Genomic DNA, 16,220 nt, shown 5'->3' with positions numbered 1-16,220 from the left:
CCCGCTGACGATCGCAAGAGACCGGCGCCGGGGCCCGTCGACGACGCGGGCGAGGATCGTTGACGCGGCTTGACGCACGGCTACGACCTGGTGCCTATGCGTTCGATCGCCCGTGCGGCGGGGGTCGACAGCCGGATGATGAGCTACCACTTCCGAGGTGGCCGGCGGACCGGTTCCTGCGCCTCCTCGACGATCCGGCCACGGCCGAACTGCTTGCCGTACTGGCGCGCAGCCCTGCCACCCCCGTGGCGGTCGGTCTTGGTGGGGGAGTGGCACCTGCTGCCGGCCGGGCAACTGGCCGCCGGGGACCGCGGCGAGGTGGTCGACCAGGTCGGCCCGGCGCTCCAGCGCTACCTGTGTCCTTGGCCAGCTCGGCGGTCGGCGACTCGTCGCCTGGTCAAATGGCGGATTCGCGCTCCGGGGCCGCGGCATAACGTGAGACGGCGTGACGAAGAAGATTACCGTAATCGGTGGCGGCCTGGCTGGCTTGACCGCGGCCATCACCTGCGCGGAGGCGGGCGCCGACGTGACTCTGCACGAGGCGCACCGCACGTTGGGCGGACGAGGCCGCGCCACGCCCGCGCCATACGTCGCCCACGAGGGCGCACACGTCTTCTACGCCGACGGCCCGCACTGGAACTGGATGGTCGAGCGTGGACTGACCGGCCCGCTCGGCCGGCCACCCGTGCGCGACGCCGCCAAGATCTCGTTCCTGGTGGACGGTCGGCTGCGCCGGCTGCCGCCCGCGGGCTTCGTCCGGATGATGTTCCTGGACCGGAGCCGGGTGGCGCCCGTCGACGTGGACTTCTTCACCTGGGCTTCCAGCCGGTACGGCGAGCGGATCGCGCGCGTCGCGGCCAACGCCATCAGCGTGGTCACCTTCGACGCCGACACCGGACGGCTGTCGGCGGCCTTCGTGTGGAACCTGCTCCGCCGCGTCTTCGCACCCGGGCCACCCGCGGTCCGCTGGGCGATCGGCGGTTGGCAGGCGGTCATCGACCGGATGGCCGCCCGCGCACACGAGCTGGGCGTGCGCATCGAACTCGGCTCCCGGGTCACCGAACTGCCCGGCGAGCTGACGATCGTCGCGACCGAGCTGGCGTCGGCCCGGCAGTTGCTCGGCGACGACACGCTGCACTGGGAGTGCGGCGAGTGCGTGATGTTCGACCTGGCGGTACGCAGCAGCCGGCGCGACCGGTTCATCTGCTGGGACCTCGACGCCGGCGGCTTCCACGAGAGCTACTCCATGCAGGACCCCACGATCGCGCCCGCGAGCGAATCGCTCTTTCAAATCGACCTGCCGGTTCGCGTTGGGGAGGGCAAGGCGGCCGCGCGGGAGCGGGTGCAGGCGTTCGCCGACCAAACCGTGCCCGGCTGGCGCGATCGGGTGACCTGGCAGCGCGTCGGCACGGCCAAAGGGCGGACGGGCGCGCTGGACCTGCCCGGGCGCACCTGGCGCGACCGCCCCGCGATCGATCGGGGCGACGGCGTGTTCCTGGCCGGCGACATGGTCGCGGCCCCCGGGATGCGCGGTGAGATCTCCGTCAACAGCGCGATCCGCGCCTCCGAGTCTGCTTTGACCGCGCTGCACCTGGATCTACCGCGCACGGCCTGATCTGCCGTACACGAGGATTCAGCGGGCATTGCGCGAGTTGATGTCCCTTTTGCTCTCCCCGCCGCCCCGCGCCCGGCGGCCACCTGTGAAAGACGCGTGGATGACGAGCCGCATGGCAGATTCCGCGCCCGCCACCGCCCGGTTAGCGTTTCGCCCCGGATGTGGATGACCTGAGGAGTGGGAATGCGCGCGATCCGGCAGCGGGACCGGAGCGGGACCGAGCCGTTCGAGCTGGTCGATCTGCCGGTGCCGAAGCCGGCGCCGACCGAGGTGATGTTCAGACCCGATCACCAGAGGAAGCATGAGAGAACAGTTCGTCTTCGCCCTGCCGGCCGCTGCGGACATCTCTGTCGTGGAGGCCGGAGGGGGCGCGGCACAGGCGGGCCCGTCTTCGCCGAAGACGCAATGCGGCTCTCCGCGGTTGGGCCCGCCGTCGATCCTGTCGCCTTTCGGCCTTCCGCTTACGGTGGGCAGGCGGCTGGGCAGCACAGCGTCTCCACCGACGTGGCAGCGGTAGGTTCCAGGACATGGCGGCAAGGATGACGGCAAGCGAGCGGCACAGCGTGTGCAACCTGTGCGAAGCGGTCTGTGGCCTGCGGGTACGGGTCCAGGGCGAGCACGTGGTGTCGATCAAAGGGCTGGAGGAGGACCCACTCTCCCATGGGCACATCTGCCCCAAGGGCGTAGCACTGGCCGACCTGCACCATGATCCCGATCGCCTGCGGCGTCCGGTCCGCAGGGTCGGCGACGAATGGCACGAGGTCGGCTGGGACGAGGCGTTCGATTTGGTCGCCGGCGAGCTGTCGCGTATCAGAGCCGAACATGGGCCCGACGCCGTGGGCGCGTACCTGGGCAATCCGGTCACTCACAGCCTCGGCGCGATGACCCATGCACCGGCGTTCGTCGACCTGCTGCGTACCAGCAACAAATACTCTGCCGGCTCGGCGGACACCTGGCCGGCCCAGTTGGTAGCGCTGCTGATGTACGGTCACCAGTGGTTGCTCCCGATTCCCGACGTGGACCGCACCCACTACCTGCTCGTGTTCGGCGCCAACCCGATCGCCTCCAACGGAAGCCTCATGACCGCGCCTGGCTTCCCGCGCAGGCTGCGTGAGATGCGCGGACGCGGCGGCAAGCTCGTGGTGTTCGATCCGCGCAGGACCGAGACCGCCAAGGTCGCCGACGAGCACCACTTCATCAGGCCAAGCGCTGACGCGGCTGTCCTGCTGGCGATGGTCAACGTGGTTCTGGAGGAGGGCCTGGCCACCCTGCCGGCTTACGCAGACGGTCTCGACGAGGTACGGCGGGGCATCGCCGACCTCACCCCGGCCCTGGCGGCGCGATGGTCAGGGGTCGACGAAGCCGTGATCAGGCGGGTGGCCCGAGAGTTCGCCATGGCGAAGTCTGCCACGTGCTACTCGAGAACGGGTCTAAGCACCCAGCGGTACGGCGCGCTCGCCCACTGGGCGGTTCAGCTGCTCAATATCGTCACCGGCAACCTGGACCGGCCAGGCGGCCTGATGTTCACCAGGCCGGCGGTGGACGGTATCGACAGCGGCACGCTCGCACCCGGACATGTCGGCTCGCACCGATCGCGTGTGCGTGGGCTGCCTGACTTCAGCGGCGAGTTCACCGTCGCCACGCTGGCCGACGAGATCGAGACGCCCGGCCCCGGCCAGATCCGGGCCTTGCTGACCGTGGCGGGCAACCCGGTGTTGTCCTCACCTGGCGGTCATCGGCTGAACCACGCGCTGGCGGGGCTGGAGTTCATGGCGGCGATCGACTTCTACGTCAACGAGACCACCAGGCATGCCCACGTCATCCTCCCACCGACCGGGCATTTTGAGCGCGACCACTATGACGTGCTCTTCAACGCGCTGGCTGTGCGCAATACCGCGCGCTTCAGCCCTGCGCTGTTCCCCCGCTCCGCTGACGCAAGGCACGAGTGGGAGATCTTCCAGGAACTGGCCAGGCGATATCGACCGCGCGGCACGATGAAGGAGCGGCTGATGCTTTCGCTCAGCCCCAACCGCATGATCGACCTCGGACTGCGGCTCGGGCCGTACCGGCTTTCACTGCGCAAGCTGCGCCGCAACCCGGCAGGGATCGATCTCGGTTCGCTACGTCCCGCGCTGCCCGAACGGCTACACACCCCGGACAAGCGCATCGACCTGGCGCCACGCGAGCTGCTCGACGACCTGCCGCGACTGCGCGACTCCGCGCCAGAGGACGGCGAGTTGCTGCTCATCGGCCGGCGCCACCTGCGGGACAACAACTCTTGGATGCACAACAGCGGGCGCCTGATCAAGGGAGCACCTCGGCATCATCTGCTGGTCAACCCCGCAGATCTGGCCGTGTTCGGGTTGAACGACGGCGACACGGCATACGTACGGTCGCGCTCCGGTCGGGTGATGGTCGAGGTCAAGGCCACTGATGAGGTGATGCGCGGCGTGGTCAGTCTGCCGCACGGCTACGGTCACCAGCGTCCGGGCACCCGGATGGCCATCGCCTCCGCAGTACCCGGCGCCAGCGCCAACGACGTCACCGACCCCGGGGTGCTCGACGACGCCAGCGCTACAGCGGTGCTCAACGGTGTCCCGGTTCGGATCGAACCCGTGCGAACCACGGCGTGAGCGACGCGATGTCGAACTTCATGCGGGCCAACGCCGGGCATTGCTGATATTGAGGGCGGTCACCACAGTGAAACCGCGCGGCGAAGACCTGGCGTGCCGTGCACAGACGTTCTGGCTTGCGGTGGTCGGCGTCCTGCACCCTTCGCTGGACGGCCGCTTCACAGGGTGACCCGGGATACTCCGCGACGCCGGTAGAGCCACCAGGCCACTGGCAACCACAGCACTCCCGCCACACAGCACGCGACTGCCATGAGTGGTCCTTGGACGGTGAGCCATCGCAAGACGTACTCGATCACCTGGGGTTGGGGCCCGCTCTGATCCCATGCCTGCGCTACCAGGCCGAACGGTATTCCCGCGGCCATGGCGAGCAGCAGCAGACTGACGACACCAGGTTGCCAGTACGGGCGGCCCACCACGTACGCGCAGGCCAGTGAGACGCCAAGCGACATGCCGAACCCAGTGGCGAGCGTCAGCAGCAAGATCACGCCGGCAGGCAGCAGATCGTCAGTGAGCGGCAGAGCCAGGCTCGCCCCGGCGGACAGAACAGGTAGGGCGCAGCCGAGCAGTACGGCGGCCGGCGTCCCTCGGGCGATGGCAGGGAAGTAGACGAACTCCCAGCCGAACCTTCCGTTGGCGTCTGCACGGGTCGCCGCGGCGTTGGCGCCGAGCGGATACAGCTTCGTGGATCTGCGACGCCAGTCGCGCGGGCCGCGCAGCAGGTCCGTCAGCCCGCCCCGGTCCTTGGCGACGCTCACCAGCGCTCGCCCGGGGTGAGGCGGAAAGAGCGGGAGGCCGCGTCAGGACCTGCTGCACGCCTGCACGGGGACGTGCGGGAGAGTGCCAGACCGAGATTCTGCAGCTCCTTCTGCGCCGCCACGTGCTGCCTGAAGGACCCGCCAAGCCCCTTGCCGACGCTCTGGCCACCCGGGCCGGTTCGGGAGCCGTGTGCAGCCCGAACTCCTGTGCCAGCTCGGCCAGGCGGGCGAGGACGCCTGGCCGATGGACAGCGGAGTACGGCGCGATGAACCGGATCAGCGCAAGCATGTTGGCGTAGGGAACGCCTTGCATGTCCAGGGCGATGCGGTGCACCTTGAACGGCAGGCTGAAACTCGCGCGGCTGATGCCGTGCGCAGCGGCTTGTATGGGCTCCTCCCGTACGCTGGTGCCAGGCAACTCGAAGGTGTGCCCTGCGCACATGGTCGGGCTGGCCATCGCCCGTCACGCAGTTCGGGTTCGAGCGCTCGTGACTGCCGAACCGGGCGAGGTGCATCGCCTAGATCACCCCCACCTTCCAGCGCTACCTCACCGGCTGCTGAGGCCATACGCTGCCAATCGCCTGCCCAGTGTGCCCCGAGGAGCGTTCAGCATCATGGCAACGGCATGCTCCGGCCGAGACACGGAGTACACGACGACGCTGAACAGCTGTGGTTTGCCCCCTGGCATCTTTGCTCCTCAATGATCACGCTATATCCTCACTCAAGGACTTTCAAGTCTTCGCATGTGGCTTATTGTCGAATGTCGCCGCATACACGAATGCGCTACCAGGAGCCGCGCTTCGCTGACCATCTCGTCGTGCCTGTGCATCGTCACTACAGACCCGTGGCACTTCAGACGGACTCCCGGCAGGGTCTGTACGGTCACTGGCTCTGGCCCGCTTTCGGTGGTGACGGAACGTGATAGTCCGTGTCGGTAAACGATCCGCTCGCCGTGCTGTGCCACCGTGACGCCGGTGTGACGACAGCCGTGTGCGAGCGGCAGACGTTCCGGGAGCCGTTGCCGGCGAACCGGCGACGACGAGCAGTGGCTGCAAGCTGGGTGATCAAGGTGCCCAGGAGAACTTTTGTCAGCTTCTCGGCCGTGAACAGTGAACGCCCGGGGTTCCACACCAGATCACACTGAAATACGGATCGAAGATCGGCGCCAGGACCTGAGCAATCGCCTGCTGGATCAACCTGTCCAGCACAGAGGGCACCCCCAACGCCGCGTTCCCCGCCCCCGGGTCTGGGTATCACCGCCCGGCGGACCGGCAACGGCCGATACGTGCCCGCGTCCAACGCCTCCCGGACACCCGCCCAGTGCTCACGGATCCACGGCCGTAACTCCCGCGTGGTCATCCCGTCCACACCCGGCGCGCCCCGGTTGGCCTGCGCGATGTGCCGGCCGGCGACGTTGGATGAGCCGAAGAAGAGCGCTTCTCGCTGGGTTTTCCGGATCTCCATCGCCACTGTACGGCTCACGCCTCGACCCCCGAGTCAAGTTCGTGTGACGAACCATATTAGTTCGGTACACGAACTTCAAGTACGTGCGTCGGGAAGATGTTCGTGAATCTGCCCACACATGAGCACCATAAGGTTCGTCACGCGAACTTTCTGGCGTGGCCGGCCCGCCGCGGGTGCCGGACACCCTGCTCCGCGGCCGGGGCGCGGCGAGCTCGTCCACATTTTGAACGAACGTACTACTTGTACTATGGTTCAAGTATGTCGATGGAGAAGGACGTCGTGACGCATGCGGGGACGCCACGTGCCGGAGTGCGGGAGTGGTGCGGGCTGGGGCTGCTGGCGCTGCCGACCGTGCTGTTGGGGCTGGACGTCACGGTTCTCTACCTGGTGTCGCCGAGCATAGCCGCGGAGCTGGATCCCACCGCCGCACAGACGTTGTGGATCATGGACGCCTACGGCTTCTTCATCGCCGGCTTTCTCATCACGATGGGAACGCTGGGAGATCGGATCGGCAGGCGGCGCCTGCTGATGATCGGCGTGGCAGTGTTCGCAGCCGTTTCGGTCGTCGCCGCGTTCGCCCCGAACGCCGGCCTGCTGATCCTGGCGCGAGCGCTGCTCGGCATCGCCGGCGCCACGCTCATGCCCTCAACGCTGTCGCTGATCAGCAACATGTTCACCGACGTCCGCCAGCGGGCCGTGGCCATCGGCGTGTGGGCCACCATGTTCGCCCTCGGCATGGCCGCCGGTCCGATCGTGGGCGGCGTCCTGGTCGACCGATTCTGGTGGGGGGCGGCCTTCCTGCTCGCGGTGCCGGTGGCGATGATCGTTCTGGCCGGTGCGCGTACGCTCCTGCCCGAGTACGCGGCGCCCGGCAAGGGACGGCTCGACCTCATCAGCGTCACCCTGTCGTTGGTCGCCATCCTGCCGGTGGTCTACGCCGTGAAGCACTTCGCCACGCACGGGGTCGACGTGCTGACGCTGCTGCTCGTACTGATCGGCGCGGCGGCCGGGTTCGCCTTCGTCCGCAGGCAACTCCGGCTCGCCTCCCCGCTGCTGGACGTGACGTTGTTCGCCGACCGTGCCTTCTCCGCCGCCTTGGCGGTTCTGCTGATCGGGCTCGTCAGCGTGGGCGGCACGATGTACCTGGTCACCCAATTCCTGCAGTTGGTCGAAGGGCTCTCCCCGGCTGTGGCCGGCCTGTGGATGGGCCCGCCGGCGCTGGCGATGTTCGCCGCCGCCATCGGCGCCCCCATCGTGGCCAGGAGCATCCGGCCGGGGACGGTCATGGCGGCGACCCAAGGGCTCTCCCTGATCGGATACGCACTCTTCGCGACGGCGAACACCGACAGCGCGGTGAGCATCGTGGTCGGATTCGCGTTCGTCTATTTCGGCTTGGGGGCCATCGCCGCGCTGGGCACCGACATCGTCGTCGGGGCCGCTCCGGCCGCGAAGTCAGGGTCGGCGGCGGCGATGTCCGAAACCGTGCAGGAACTCGGGCTCGCCGTCGGGGTCGCCCTGCTGGGCAGCCTCACCACGGCGGTCTACCGTTCCCAGGCCCAGCCGCCGTCGCAGGTGGCGCCCGAGATCGCCGCCCGCGCCACCGCCAGCCTGGACGGCGCCGTGGCGGTCTCCGACAGGCTCCCGCCAGACACCGTCCAAGGCGCGCAGGAAGCGTTCACCACCGGGCTGAACATCGCCTCCCTCACAGCAGGAGCCGCGATTGTGGTCGTGACCGCGCTGTGCCTGCTCATGCTCAGGCACATCCGCCCCATCGGGGAAACCCAGCCGTGATCGTCTAATCTGATGCTCAGGAGGGGGCATGGGCGACGACGACAGATCCACGGATGCACGCAGAGCCAGAGGGCAGAAGCGCCGAGCTGAGATCATCGAGGCCACCCTGGCCGTCGTCCAGCGTGACGGCGCGGCCGGTGTCACCCACCGCACCGTCGCCAAGGAAGCCGGCATACCCGTCAGCCTGAGCACCTATTACTTCGCCACCATCGACGACCTGCTGATCGCTGCCCTGACCAGCATCGTCGAGGCCTACACCGCGCGCATCCGCCACATCATCGACAACCGCGACGACAAGATTCGCGGCCTCGCCGAGCTCATCGCCGAATCCGCAGGCCCCGGACGGGACCGCGCCCTGGCCGAACGCGAACTGTCGACGCTCGCCGCCCGAAGACCCGCCCTACGCCCCATCGCCCGCCGCTGGCGCGAGAGCGTCGCCGAACTCGCCCAGCACTGCACCAACGCCCCCGATGCCGTAACTGCACTCGTCGCGACCTCTGACGGCCTCTGTGCCGCCATCCTGATCGACAACGCACCCGCCGACACCGACTACGTGCATGCCGTTCTGCGGCAAGCGCTCGGCTCCCAGCCCGAGACCACCAAGCAGTGACCGAACCTCAACCCGAAGTCATGGGTTCGCGGCCCGACCTCCCGAGACGGCTTCCAGCAACAGCTCCCTGAAGCCGCCCCGGCCCAGGGACCCTCGGCGCGGGCAGGCCGTGCGGGGACGTAGTTCGTCCCGCGAATTTGTTACCCTTGGGTAGTGAGCAAGCAGGTTGACGGTCCGCTCGGAGTGGTGGCCGCATTGGTGCGGTCCACATTTCTGGTGAACGCCGTGTACACGGAATGCGCCCGCGAGTACGGACTCACCCAGCAGCAGGGCCAGCTGTTGTGTGTCCTGATGGCGCAGCCGTACGGCATGAGCGAACTGGGCGCGATGCTGGGGCTGGCCAAGTCGAGCCTGACCGGCCTGGTGGACCGGAGCGAGCGCAATGGCCTGGTCCAGCGTGGATCTGATCCGCGCGACCTCCGTGCGGTGCGGGTGGCCCTCACCAGGCGGGGGGCCAAGCTCGCCGACGAGTTCTACGCCGAGGCCTGCCGTCGCATCGAGGAACTTGCTGCCGGGTTCGCTCCCGTCGAGCGCGACACGCTCGGTGTCCTGCTCGGCCGCATCGTGGAGGACAACAAGGTGCCCACCGTCTTCATGGAACCGAACCATTGACGCCGGCGGAGGGTAGGCCGCCGTACGAACCAATCGAGTTCGTCGTCTGAACGGCAATCCTGTTGTCGTTGGGGTGTTGATCTCCGTCACGACCAGAACTCGAAGTCCTCGTCGATCTCCTCGCCCGCCAGGAACGGTGCCAGCAGTCTGGGCAGGAGGCGTGGGTAGAACCGTTCTTCACTGGCCACGGCCTCGGCGACGGGCCACCAGCGGAAGTTGAAGTAGTCCTCCTTCTCGTCCTCGTGCCGGCCGGACTCGTCCACCGCTGGACCGCAAGCCTCCAGCCGGACCTCGACGACGACCTCGTTCTGCAGAAAACGCACGTTTCTGTGGCGGAAGCAGGCCTGGCGCCGCCACGTGGGTAGTCCCACCTGCTCCGGCCTCACGACAAAGCCGGTCTCTTCGCGGAGCTCCCTGATGGCGGTGTCCAGGTAGGTCTCACCCTCGCCGATGCCTCCGCCGGGGAGTTCCCACCAGATGCCCAGTTCGGGCGCGGAGGACTCGCGGGTGTGGAAGAGCAGTATCCGGCCGTCAACGTCGCGCACCACGAGCCGGACGACATCACGTTCGACGATGGGAAGGTCTCGGGGAAGATCGAGCATCAGGGTCTGGCGCCCTCTTGACTGCGGCGGTCGCGCTCACGAGCCACGACGATCAGCTCGCATTCGACGGAGACGCCCTCGGGGAGCGCGGTGACGCCGATCGTGGTGCGGGCATGGCGTCCCGCGTCTCCGAACATGTCGATGAGCATGCGTGAGGCGCCGTCGGTCACGCTGGGCAACTCGTGGAAATCGGCTACGCACCGTACGTATGCGTTCATCTTCACGATGCGCTCGACAAGGTCGAGGTCACCCAGCGCGGCCTCCAGGGATGCCAGGCAGCCGAGCACCGCGAGCCGAGCCGCTCGCCTGCCGTCCTCGAGGGAGAGTTCCGCGCCCACCCGTCCCTTGTGACGGAAGCCGCCGTCTCTGTAGGGGGCGTGTCCGGAAACGAAGATCATGTCCGCGTGCCGGATCGCGGGGACGAATTCGTGTGTCGGAGCCAGGTCCGGCCATCGCAGTCCGAGCGTCCGCAACGTGTCCTGGATCCGTGGTGCCCGTCTCAGCATGAGTTCAGGGCCTGGTCGAGATCGTCGATCAGATCCTCTGCGTGCTCGAGCCCGACGGACAGACGCAGGAGGTCATCGGGGAGCGAAGTGCCGGCGCCGTGCGTCGGGGAGGATGCCTGGTGCTGGATGAGGCTGTCCACCGCTCCGAGACTGGTCGCACGCCGGAAGAGCGTCACAGCTCCCGCGACCTGCAGAGCCCTCCGCTGCCCGCCCGCCACCCGGAAGGAGACGACGCCTCCGTAGCCGCTGAGAAGAGACGCGGCATCTGTACGGCTCGGCGATCCCGCCAGGCCGGGATGGTGCACCTCGATCACATGCGGGTGGGTGGCGAGGAATTCGGCGATTCGTACGGCATTGGCGGCATGCGCACGCATACGGCATGGCAGGGTCTTCAGCCCGCGGTGGGTGAGCCAGCAGTCGAAAGGCGAAGGGACGGCGCCGTCGATCCATTGGAGCTCGCGCAGTCGTTCGGCAAGCGGGGCCGAATCGCTGAATATCACGCTGCCGCCCACCACGTCACCGTGGCCTGACAGGTATTTGGTGGAGGAGTGCACCACGTAATTCGCCCCGAAAGCCAAGGGCTGGTGAAACATCGGGGTAGCGAAGGTGTTGTCGACCACGTGGACCGCGTCCCGCTGGTGGGCCAGCGACGCGATCGCGCCGATGTCTGCCACTTTCAACAGCGGGTTCGACAGCGTCTCGGTCCACACCAGGGCGGTGTTCGGCTTGAAGGCGCGCCCGAGCGTCTCCATGCTGGTCATGTCGACCGCATCATGCTCGACTCCCCATTCGGAGAGGCGTTTGAGCAGGCGGGCGGTGCCCTGGAACACGTCTTCGGGCAGGAGCACGTGAGCGCCAGGGGAAAGAACCGCGCGCAGGACGGCGCTGATCGCGGCGGAGCCGCTGGAGAAAGCCAGTGCCTCGCCTCCACCCTCGAGGGCGGCCAGTGCACGCTCCAGAGCGGAGCGATTGGGGTTTCCCGCCGCCCCATAGTGATAGCCGCGAGAATGGCTGCCGTCGGCGTCCCGCTCAAAAGAGACCGACATGGTGATCGGCTCTGTGATCGCTCCGGTGCCGGGATCCACATCATGCCCGGCGCGAACGGCGACCGTGTCGATTCTGGTCGATGCCCTCATCGTCCTCGTTCCCTCCGTTCGCTCGGGACGCGGCGAACTTGGCCCGAACACCGCCGGACGCGATCGCCGACGGTCAGCGCCCATGGTCCGCACGCAGCGCTCTGCAATCCAGCTCAACCTTCAGCATCGGCTGAATCGGGGGAAGCTGCTTTCGCCACGCCCGTTCGTGGCGGCGATGACCTCGCGAGCGGAAAGTCAGTCAGTCGCCGGTGCCGAGAGCAGGCGGCGCAGCAAACGTCTGGTGATCTGGAGGAGCGGACGCGGCGCCGAGATGGAGGTCGATCAATGCGTGGCGATGTTGCGGGGCAGCCGGAGCACGAATCGGGTGCCGCCCAGGGGTGAGTCCTCCGCGTGAAGGCTTCCCCGATGTGCTCGCGCTATGACGCGGGCGATCGGCAGGCCCAGGCCGCTTCCGCCCTGGTCACGGCTCCGCGCGGCATCCAGCCGGGCGAACTGGCCGAAGACGGTTTCGCGGTCGGCCTCCGGGATCCCCGGCCCGTCATCGGCCACGGCCAGTTCGACGGTGTCGCCATCTCGGCGAATTTCGATCAGTATCGAATGCCGCGCGTGCCGCTGGGCGTTGTCGAGCAGGTTGCCCAGCAACCGGTTGATGTCGGTGCGGACGGCCTGGATCGTTGCCTCACCGTCGTAGCGCAGGTCGATGTCAACGGTGTCCGGCCTCCAGGAGAGCTCGGCCCGCACAAGTTCGGCCAGATCCACCGTTTCCCGCTCGACGGATGTGTTCGCTTGCACGCGTGCCAGCAGGAGCAGGTCGCTGACGACGGCCTCAAGCCTGCCCAGGTCCCGCAGAGAGTGCGCGACGAGCACGGCGAGATCGGTCTGGTCGGGATGTAGCCGGGCCTCCTCCAGCTGCACACGCAGGCCGGCCAGCGGGGTCAGCATCTCGTGTGCGGCGTCCGCGGCGAACTGCCGCGTCAGCTCCGTTCCGTCAAGCGCGGGCTCCGCGATCGGCCACAGCGTGTGACCGCGGGCCGGATGTCCTGCCATGAGTGAGCCGCCGCTCGCAGGCGAAAGCGCCTGGCCGGACACGCAGACCTTCGTGGAAGGGCGGGAAACGCCGCCCCTTGCCGGGCTTGCTTGGTGCTTGGCCATGTCGTAGCCCTCCCTCTGGAGCAGAACGGCGGCATCGTCAGGCGGCGACGCGCTCCCGGATGGCGGGCGAATGGATGCAGTCGATCTCGCACCACACGCTGATCTGTGCCGGGCTCTGAACGACACCCCAGCGGCGGGAGAGACTGTCGACGATGAACAATCCACGCCCGGCTGTGGCGTCCGGGTCATTGCGGCCGAGTTCCGGCCGGTCTTCCCCGCCGGCGTTGGTGACCTCGATGCGTACAGCACCGTGGACGTGCGCCACCCGGAGCATGAAGTCGGCGCCGCCGGAGGCGGAGTGCTGGACGGCGTTCGCGGCGAGCTCGGAGACTGCCGTGACCACGTCGTCCACGGACGGATGGCCGGCCATGAGGTCGCCGACGAAGTGCCTCACGCGCCGGACTTCGGACGGTCGTGCACCGAACCGGTGGAGCTGGACCGCCTCTGCCTCGCACACATTCATGATCGATTTCCTTCCGCGGCCAGCGGGCTGCCGTGCTGTCCTTGCGTCCCTGGCCTGATCTTCCGTGGGCCGCTCGGGAAGCCTCCCGGTTCGGCCCTCGGAAGCCACACTGCCAAAGCGCGACGTCGATGCGTTGTCGGTCTCGAGCGTGCCGCTGTCGGTTCGCTGTCGAGACGGCGATGGCGCCCGCGCGCAGAAGGCCGGCTATCCCACTGATTCGACCATTCCCGATGGCGAGGAGCCGGTCTCCCCGGGCCGTCGCCGTCGGACGAACAGCATCTCAGGGGCTCGGTCCGGTGAGGATCGGCCTGCACCGGCTGCGCAGGTGCTTGTCGAAGAACGCGGGAACGCGCCAGGAACCCCGCGGTCCTGTCACGGCTCAGGCGTGACGGACGGCTTTCCGCGGACGAGTGGCTGGAGGCCCTGGTCGGGCACGATCGTGGACAGGATGATCGATGTGGTGATCCGCCCCAGCCGGGTGAACCGGTCGATGACCCGTTCGAGGTGCGCGACGTCCGTCACCGCGACCTTCATGATGAAGCACTCGTGTCCGGTGCCGCGATGGCATTCGATGACCTCGGGCGTCTGGTTCACGAGGGCGGCGACTTCGTCCCTGATCGCTCCCACCGCGCCGATGCGAAGGTAGGCCGCCAGCGGGCGCCCGACGGCGGACGGGTCGACACGTGCCCCGTAGCCGGTGATGACGCCGGAGCGCTCCATCCGCCGGACGCGCTCGGTCACGGCGGGACCTGACATGTGCACGCGCCGGGCCAGCTCCGCCATGGACAACCGGGCGTCGGCCTGCAGTTCGGTGAGAATGGCCCAGTCCACCTGGTCCAGGGGCGACGCCGCCTGATGTGCCTGCTTCTGCGGATCGCCGCGGTAGCCGCCGTTGGTAGTCGTTGTGACCCTGCTCACCACATCACCTGTTCATGTGCCTCGGCAGGCAGGCTATGCCCATATCGGCCGTTCCCCCAAGCCCTCGCCTCTCACGTGTAGTCTCGCTCGATCAGTCGAGGCCCACCCCTGGCTGCTGGATCGCCAGAGTGAAGCGGGCCTTCGCGGTCGTGGCGGGATTGCGGTAATGGTGGTCACGGTCACCGCGGAAGACCGCGGAGTCCCCCGCGGACAGCAGCGCCACCTCCTCCGCGACCTTCACCTCCACCTGGCCCTCCATGACCAGCAGGAGCTCGCTGGTCCCGGCAGCGTGTGCGTCGCTGCCGTACGATTCGCCGGGCTGCAGAGTCCATTCCCACAGCTCGACGACGTTCGGCGGTTTCGTGCCGGCCACCAGCTTGGCCTCACCGCCGACGGGTCCCCGCCACAGGACGGCGGCATCCTCCGCCCTGGTCACCGTCAGCGCGGGGGTGTGGTCGACCGCGACGAGCGCGGGCAGCCCGATCCCGAGGGTGTCGGACAGGCGGAGCAGGGTCGCGATGCTCGGATTGGTCCGGCCCTGTTCGATGCTGACGAGCATGCGCCGGCTCATGCTCGATCGGCTGGCGAGTTCGTCCAGCGTCCAGCCGCGTTCCAGCCGGCTCGCGCGCACCCGGCCCGCGATGGCGGCGGCGACCTCGCCCAGCTCCCGCATGTACACGTCCCATCATCTGGTGCACTATTGAATGCATTATAGTGCACTCAATGATGGAAAGGGGAGGGTTGTGGTGGACAGGAATGATGGGCCGGACGACGATCTGCAACGGTTGCGGCTCCAGACGGTGTCGGTGGCGGCCGGCCGGCCGCCACGCCGGCCGGGCGAGCCGCTGAACGTGCCGCTGGTGATGGCGTCGAACTTTCACGCGGCCGGACCGGGGCAGGCGGCGGCAGAGTATTCGCGCGATGACGGCACCCCGACCTGGGCGGCGCTCGAGACGGCTGTCGGAGCGCTGGAAGGCGGGGGCGCCGTCGCGTTCGCCTCGGGCATGGCGGCCGTGTCGGCGATCGTCGAGCTTCTCCCGGTCGGAGCCCGGGCCGTCGTGGCGAGCGACAGCTATTCGGCCGTGCGCACGCTGCTCGCGGCCGGTTCCCCTCCTGGTCGCTGGGAGCTCGACCACGTCGACGTCACCGACACCGGCGCGGTGCTGGCCGCCGCGAGGGGTGCGGACCTGCTGTGGCTGGAGTCTCCCACCAACCCGCTGATGGACGTGGCCGACCTGCCGGAGTTGTGCGCGGGGGCGCGTGCCGCGGGCGCGCTCGTCGCGGTCGACAACACGTTCGCCACGCCGATCCTCCAGCGTCCGCTGGCGATGGGCGCCGACATCGTGATGCACAGCGGGACGAAGTTCATCGGTGGTCACTCCGACCTGCTGATCGGTCTCGCCGTGACGGCCGACCAGGATCTGTACGAACGGTTGCGTGCCCGACGGGAACTGGCCGGCGCCACGCCGGGAGGATTGGAGGCCTTCCTCGCCCTGCGCGGGCTGCGGACCATGGCCGTACGTGTCGCGGCGGGGCAGCGGGCCGCCGGTGAACTCGCCGAACGCCTGCACGCCCATCCCGCGATCGACCGGGTGCGCTATCCGGGATTGGCCGGCGATCCCGGCCACGCGCGGGCGGCCGCGCAGATGGACGGGTTCGGAGCGGTCCTGTCTTTCGAGGTGCGTGGGGGAGCGCGGGCCGCCGATGCGGTGTGCGCGGCCGTCCGCCTGATCCACTCCGCCACCAGCCTCGGCGGGGTGGAGAGCACGATCGAACGCCGGGCGAAACTGCCGGGGCAGGAACACGTGCCCTCCGGCCTGCTGCGCCTGAGCGTCGGCTGCGAGCACGTCGAGGATCTCTGGGACGACCTGGATCAGGCGCTGGTCAGCGCTGCCGAAGCTGGACGGCAGCACCCTCTCGGGCTCCGTCATCGAGGCTCCTCCACCGGGCGGTTGCGGTGATAAATCTGGATATGTAATATCCAGATTCAGGCGGCGATGGA

Annotated in this window: 14 protein-coding genes; 6 read left to right on the top strand and 8 right to left on the bottom strand. The window is 68.3% G+C overall.

Features of this window, described 5'->3' with window-relative positions:
- Positions 1 to 445 precede the first annotated feature (445 nt).
- Entirely contained in the window at positions 446 to 1,615 is a 1,170-nt protein-coding gene (locus tag ACZ6SA_RS43870; protein ID WP_347650018.1) for an FAD-dependent oxidoreductase, read from the top strand.
- 527 nt (positions 1,616 to 2,142) lie between these two features.
- Positions 2,143 to 4,248: a molybdopterin-dependent oxidoreductase gene (locus ACZ6SA_RS43865; RefSeq protein ID WP_347650019.1), complete on the top strand. Its 2,106-nt coding sequence runs from the start codon at positions 2,143 to 2,145 to the stop codon at positions 4,246 to 4,248.
- 158 nt (positions 4,249 to 4,406) lie between these two features.
- Here the strand turns inward: ACZ6SA_RS43865 and ACZ6SA_RS43860 are convergent, their stop codons facing one another.
- Positions 4,407 to 5,003, bottom strand: a complete 597-nt coding sequence (locus tag ACZ6SA_RS43860) for a hypothetical protein (protein WP_347650020.1) — start codon at positions 5,001 to 5,003, stop codon at positions 4,407 to 4,409.
- Positions 5,004 to 6,725: 1,722 nt separating this feature from the next.
- Here ACZ6SA_RS43860 and ACZ6SA_RS43855 point away from each other — a divergent pair.
- From ACZ6SA_RS43855 to ACZ6SA_RS43845, 3 genes are all read left to right on the top strand, one after another.
- Positions 6,726 to 8,258, top strand: a complete 1,533-nt coding sequence (locus tag ACZ6SA_RS43855) for an MFS transporter (protein ID WP_347650022.1) — start codon at positions 6,726 to 6,728, stop codon at positions 8,256 to 8,258.
- Positions 8,259 to 8,286: 28 nt separating this feature from the next.
- Entirely contained in the window at positions 8,287 to 8,868 is a 582-nt protein-coding gene (locus ACZ6SA_RS43850; RefSeq protein ID WP_347650023.1) for a TetR/AcrR family transcriptional regulator, read from the top strand.
- Positions 8,869 to 9,021: 153 nt separating this feature from the next.
- Positions 9,022 to 9,480 (top strand): MarR family winged helix-turn-helix transcriptional regulator, encoded by a 459-nt coding sequence (locus tag ACZ6SA_RS43845; protein WP_347650024.1) that lies wholly within the window; start codon positions 9,022 to 9,024, stop codon positions 9,478 to 9,480.
- A gap of 86 nt (positions 9,481 to 9,566) precedes the next feature.
- Here the strand turns inward: ACZ6SA_RS43845 and ACZ6SA_RS43840 are convergent, their stop codons facing one another.
- The 7 genes from ACZ6SA_RS43840 to ACZ6SA_RS43810 form a co-directional block, all read right to left on the bottom strand.
- On the bottom strand, positions 9,567 to 10,082 hold the full coding sequence (locus ACZ6SA_RS43840; RefSeq protein ID WP_347650025.1) for an NUDIX hydrolase: 516 nt from the start codon (positions 10,080 to 10,082) through the stop codon (positions 9,567 to 9,569).
- A complete protein-coding gene (locus ACZ6SA_RS43835; RefSeq protein ID WP_347650026.1) occupies positions 10,082 to 10,588 on the bottom strand; it encodes a RidA family protein in 507 nt (168 codons plus the stop codon). Before ACZ6SA_RS43835 ends, ACZ6SA_RS43840 begins: the two co-directional genes overlap by 1 nt.
- On the bottom strand, positions 10,582 to 11,724 hold the full coding sequence (locus tag ACZ6SA_RS43830; RefSeq protein ID WP_465835033.1) for a trans-sulfuration enzyme family protein: 1,143 nt from the start codon (positions 11,722 to 11,724) through the stop codon (positions 10,582 to 10,584). Before ACZ6SA_RS43830 ends, ACZ6SA_RS43835 begins: the two co-directional genes overlap by 7 nt.
- Positions 11,725 to 12,006: 282 nt before the next feature.
- Positions 12,007 to 12,837, bottom strand: a complete 831-nt coding sequence (locus ACZ6SA_RS43825; RefSeq protein ID WP_347650028.1) for a sensor histidine kinase — start codon at positions 12,835 to 12,837, stop codon at positions 12,007 to 12,009.
- A gap of 37 nt (positions 12,838 to 12,874) precedes the next feature.
- Positions 12,875 to 13,300 (bottom strand): ATP-binding protein, encoded by a 426-nt coding sequence (locus ACZ6SA_RS43820; RefSeq protein ID WP_347650029.1) that lies wholly within the window; start codon positions 13,298 to 13,300, stop codon positions 12,875 to 12,877.
- A 372-nt stretch (positions 13,301 to 13,672) separates the two neighbouring features.
- Complete coding sequence (locus tag ACZ6SA_RS43815) at positions 13,673 to 14,218, bottom strand: Lrp/AsnC family transcriptional regulator (RefSeq protein ID WP_347650030.1); 546 nt, start codon at positions 14,216 to 14,218, stop codon at positions 13,673 to 13,675.
- Positions 14,219 to 14,309: 91 nt separating this feature from the next.
- Positions 14,310 to 14,891 carry a helix-turn-helix domain-containing protein gene (locus ACZ6SA_RS43810; protein WP_347650054.1) on the bottom strand — a complete coding sequence of 194 codons (582 nt, stop codon included), beginning with the start codon at positions 14,889 to 14,891 and terminating at the stop codon, positions 14,310 to 14,312.
- A gap of 73 nt (positions 14,892 to 14,964) precedes the next feature.
- Between ACZ6SA_RS43810 and ACZ6SA_RS43805 the strand changes: the two genes are divergently transcribed.
- The gene (locus ACZ6SA_RS43805; RefSeq protein ID WP_347650031.1) at positions 14,965 to 16,179 is read left to right on the top strand and encodes a trans-sulfuration enzyme family protein; all 1,215 of its coding nucleotides are present in this window, start codon (positions 14,965 to 14,967) and stop codon (positions 16,177 to 16,179) included.
- Positions 16,180 to 16,220: the final 41 nt, after the last annotated feature.

Source organism: Nonomuraea sp. NPDC049378 (assembly GCF_055586745.1).
The sequence above is the reverse complement of the archived record's forward strand: the minus strand, read 5'-3'. Positions and strand labels throughout refer to the sequence as shown.

Coding starts and splice junctions, on each gene's coding strand:
- ACZ6SA_RS43820 (WP_347650029.1), bottom strand. CDS start 13,300: ATGAATGTGTGCGAGGCAGAGGCGGTCCAGCTCCACCGGTTCGGTGCA.
- ACZ6SA_RS43850 (WP_347650023.1), top strand. CDS start 8,287: ATGGGCGACGACGACAGATCCACGGATGCACGCAGAGCCAGAGGGCAG.
- ACZ6SA_RS43840 (WP_347650025.1), bottom strand. CDS start 10,082: ATGCTCGATCTTCCCCGAGACCTTCCCATCGTCGAACGTGATGTCGTC.
- ACZ6SA_RS43835 (WP_347650026.1), bottom strand. CDS start 10,588: ATGCTGAGACGGGCACCACGGATCCAGGACACGTTGCGGACGCTCGGA.
- ACZ6SA_RS43855 (WP_347650022.1), top strand. CDS start 6,726: ATGTCGATGGAGAAGGACGTCGTGACGCATGCGGGGACGCCACGTGCC.
- ACZ6SA_RS43865 (WP_347650019.1), top strand. CDS start 2,143: ATGGCGGCAAGGATGACGGCAAGCGAGCGGCACAGCGTGTGCAACCTG.
- ACZ6SA_RS43810 (WP_347650054.1), bottom strand. CDS start 14,891: ATGCGGGAGCTGGGCGAGGTCGCCGCCGCCATCGCGGGCCGGGTGCGC.
- ACZ6SA_RS43825 (WP_347650028.1), bottom strand. CDS start 12,837: ATGGCCAAGCACCAAGCAAGCCCGGCAAGGGGCGGCGTTTCCCGCCCT.
- ACZ6SA_RS43830 (WP_465835033.1), bottom strand. CDS start 11,724: ATGAGGGCATCGACCAGAATCGACACGGTCGCCGTTCGCGCCGGGCAT.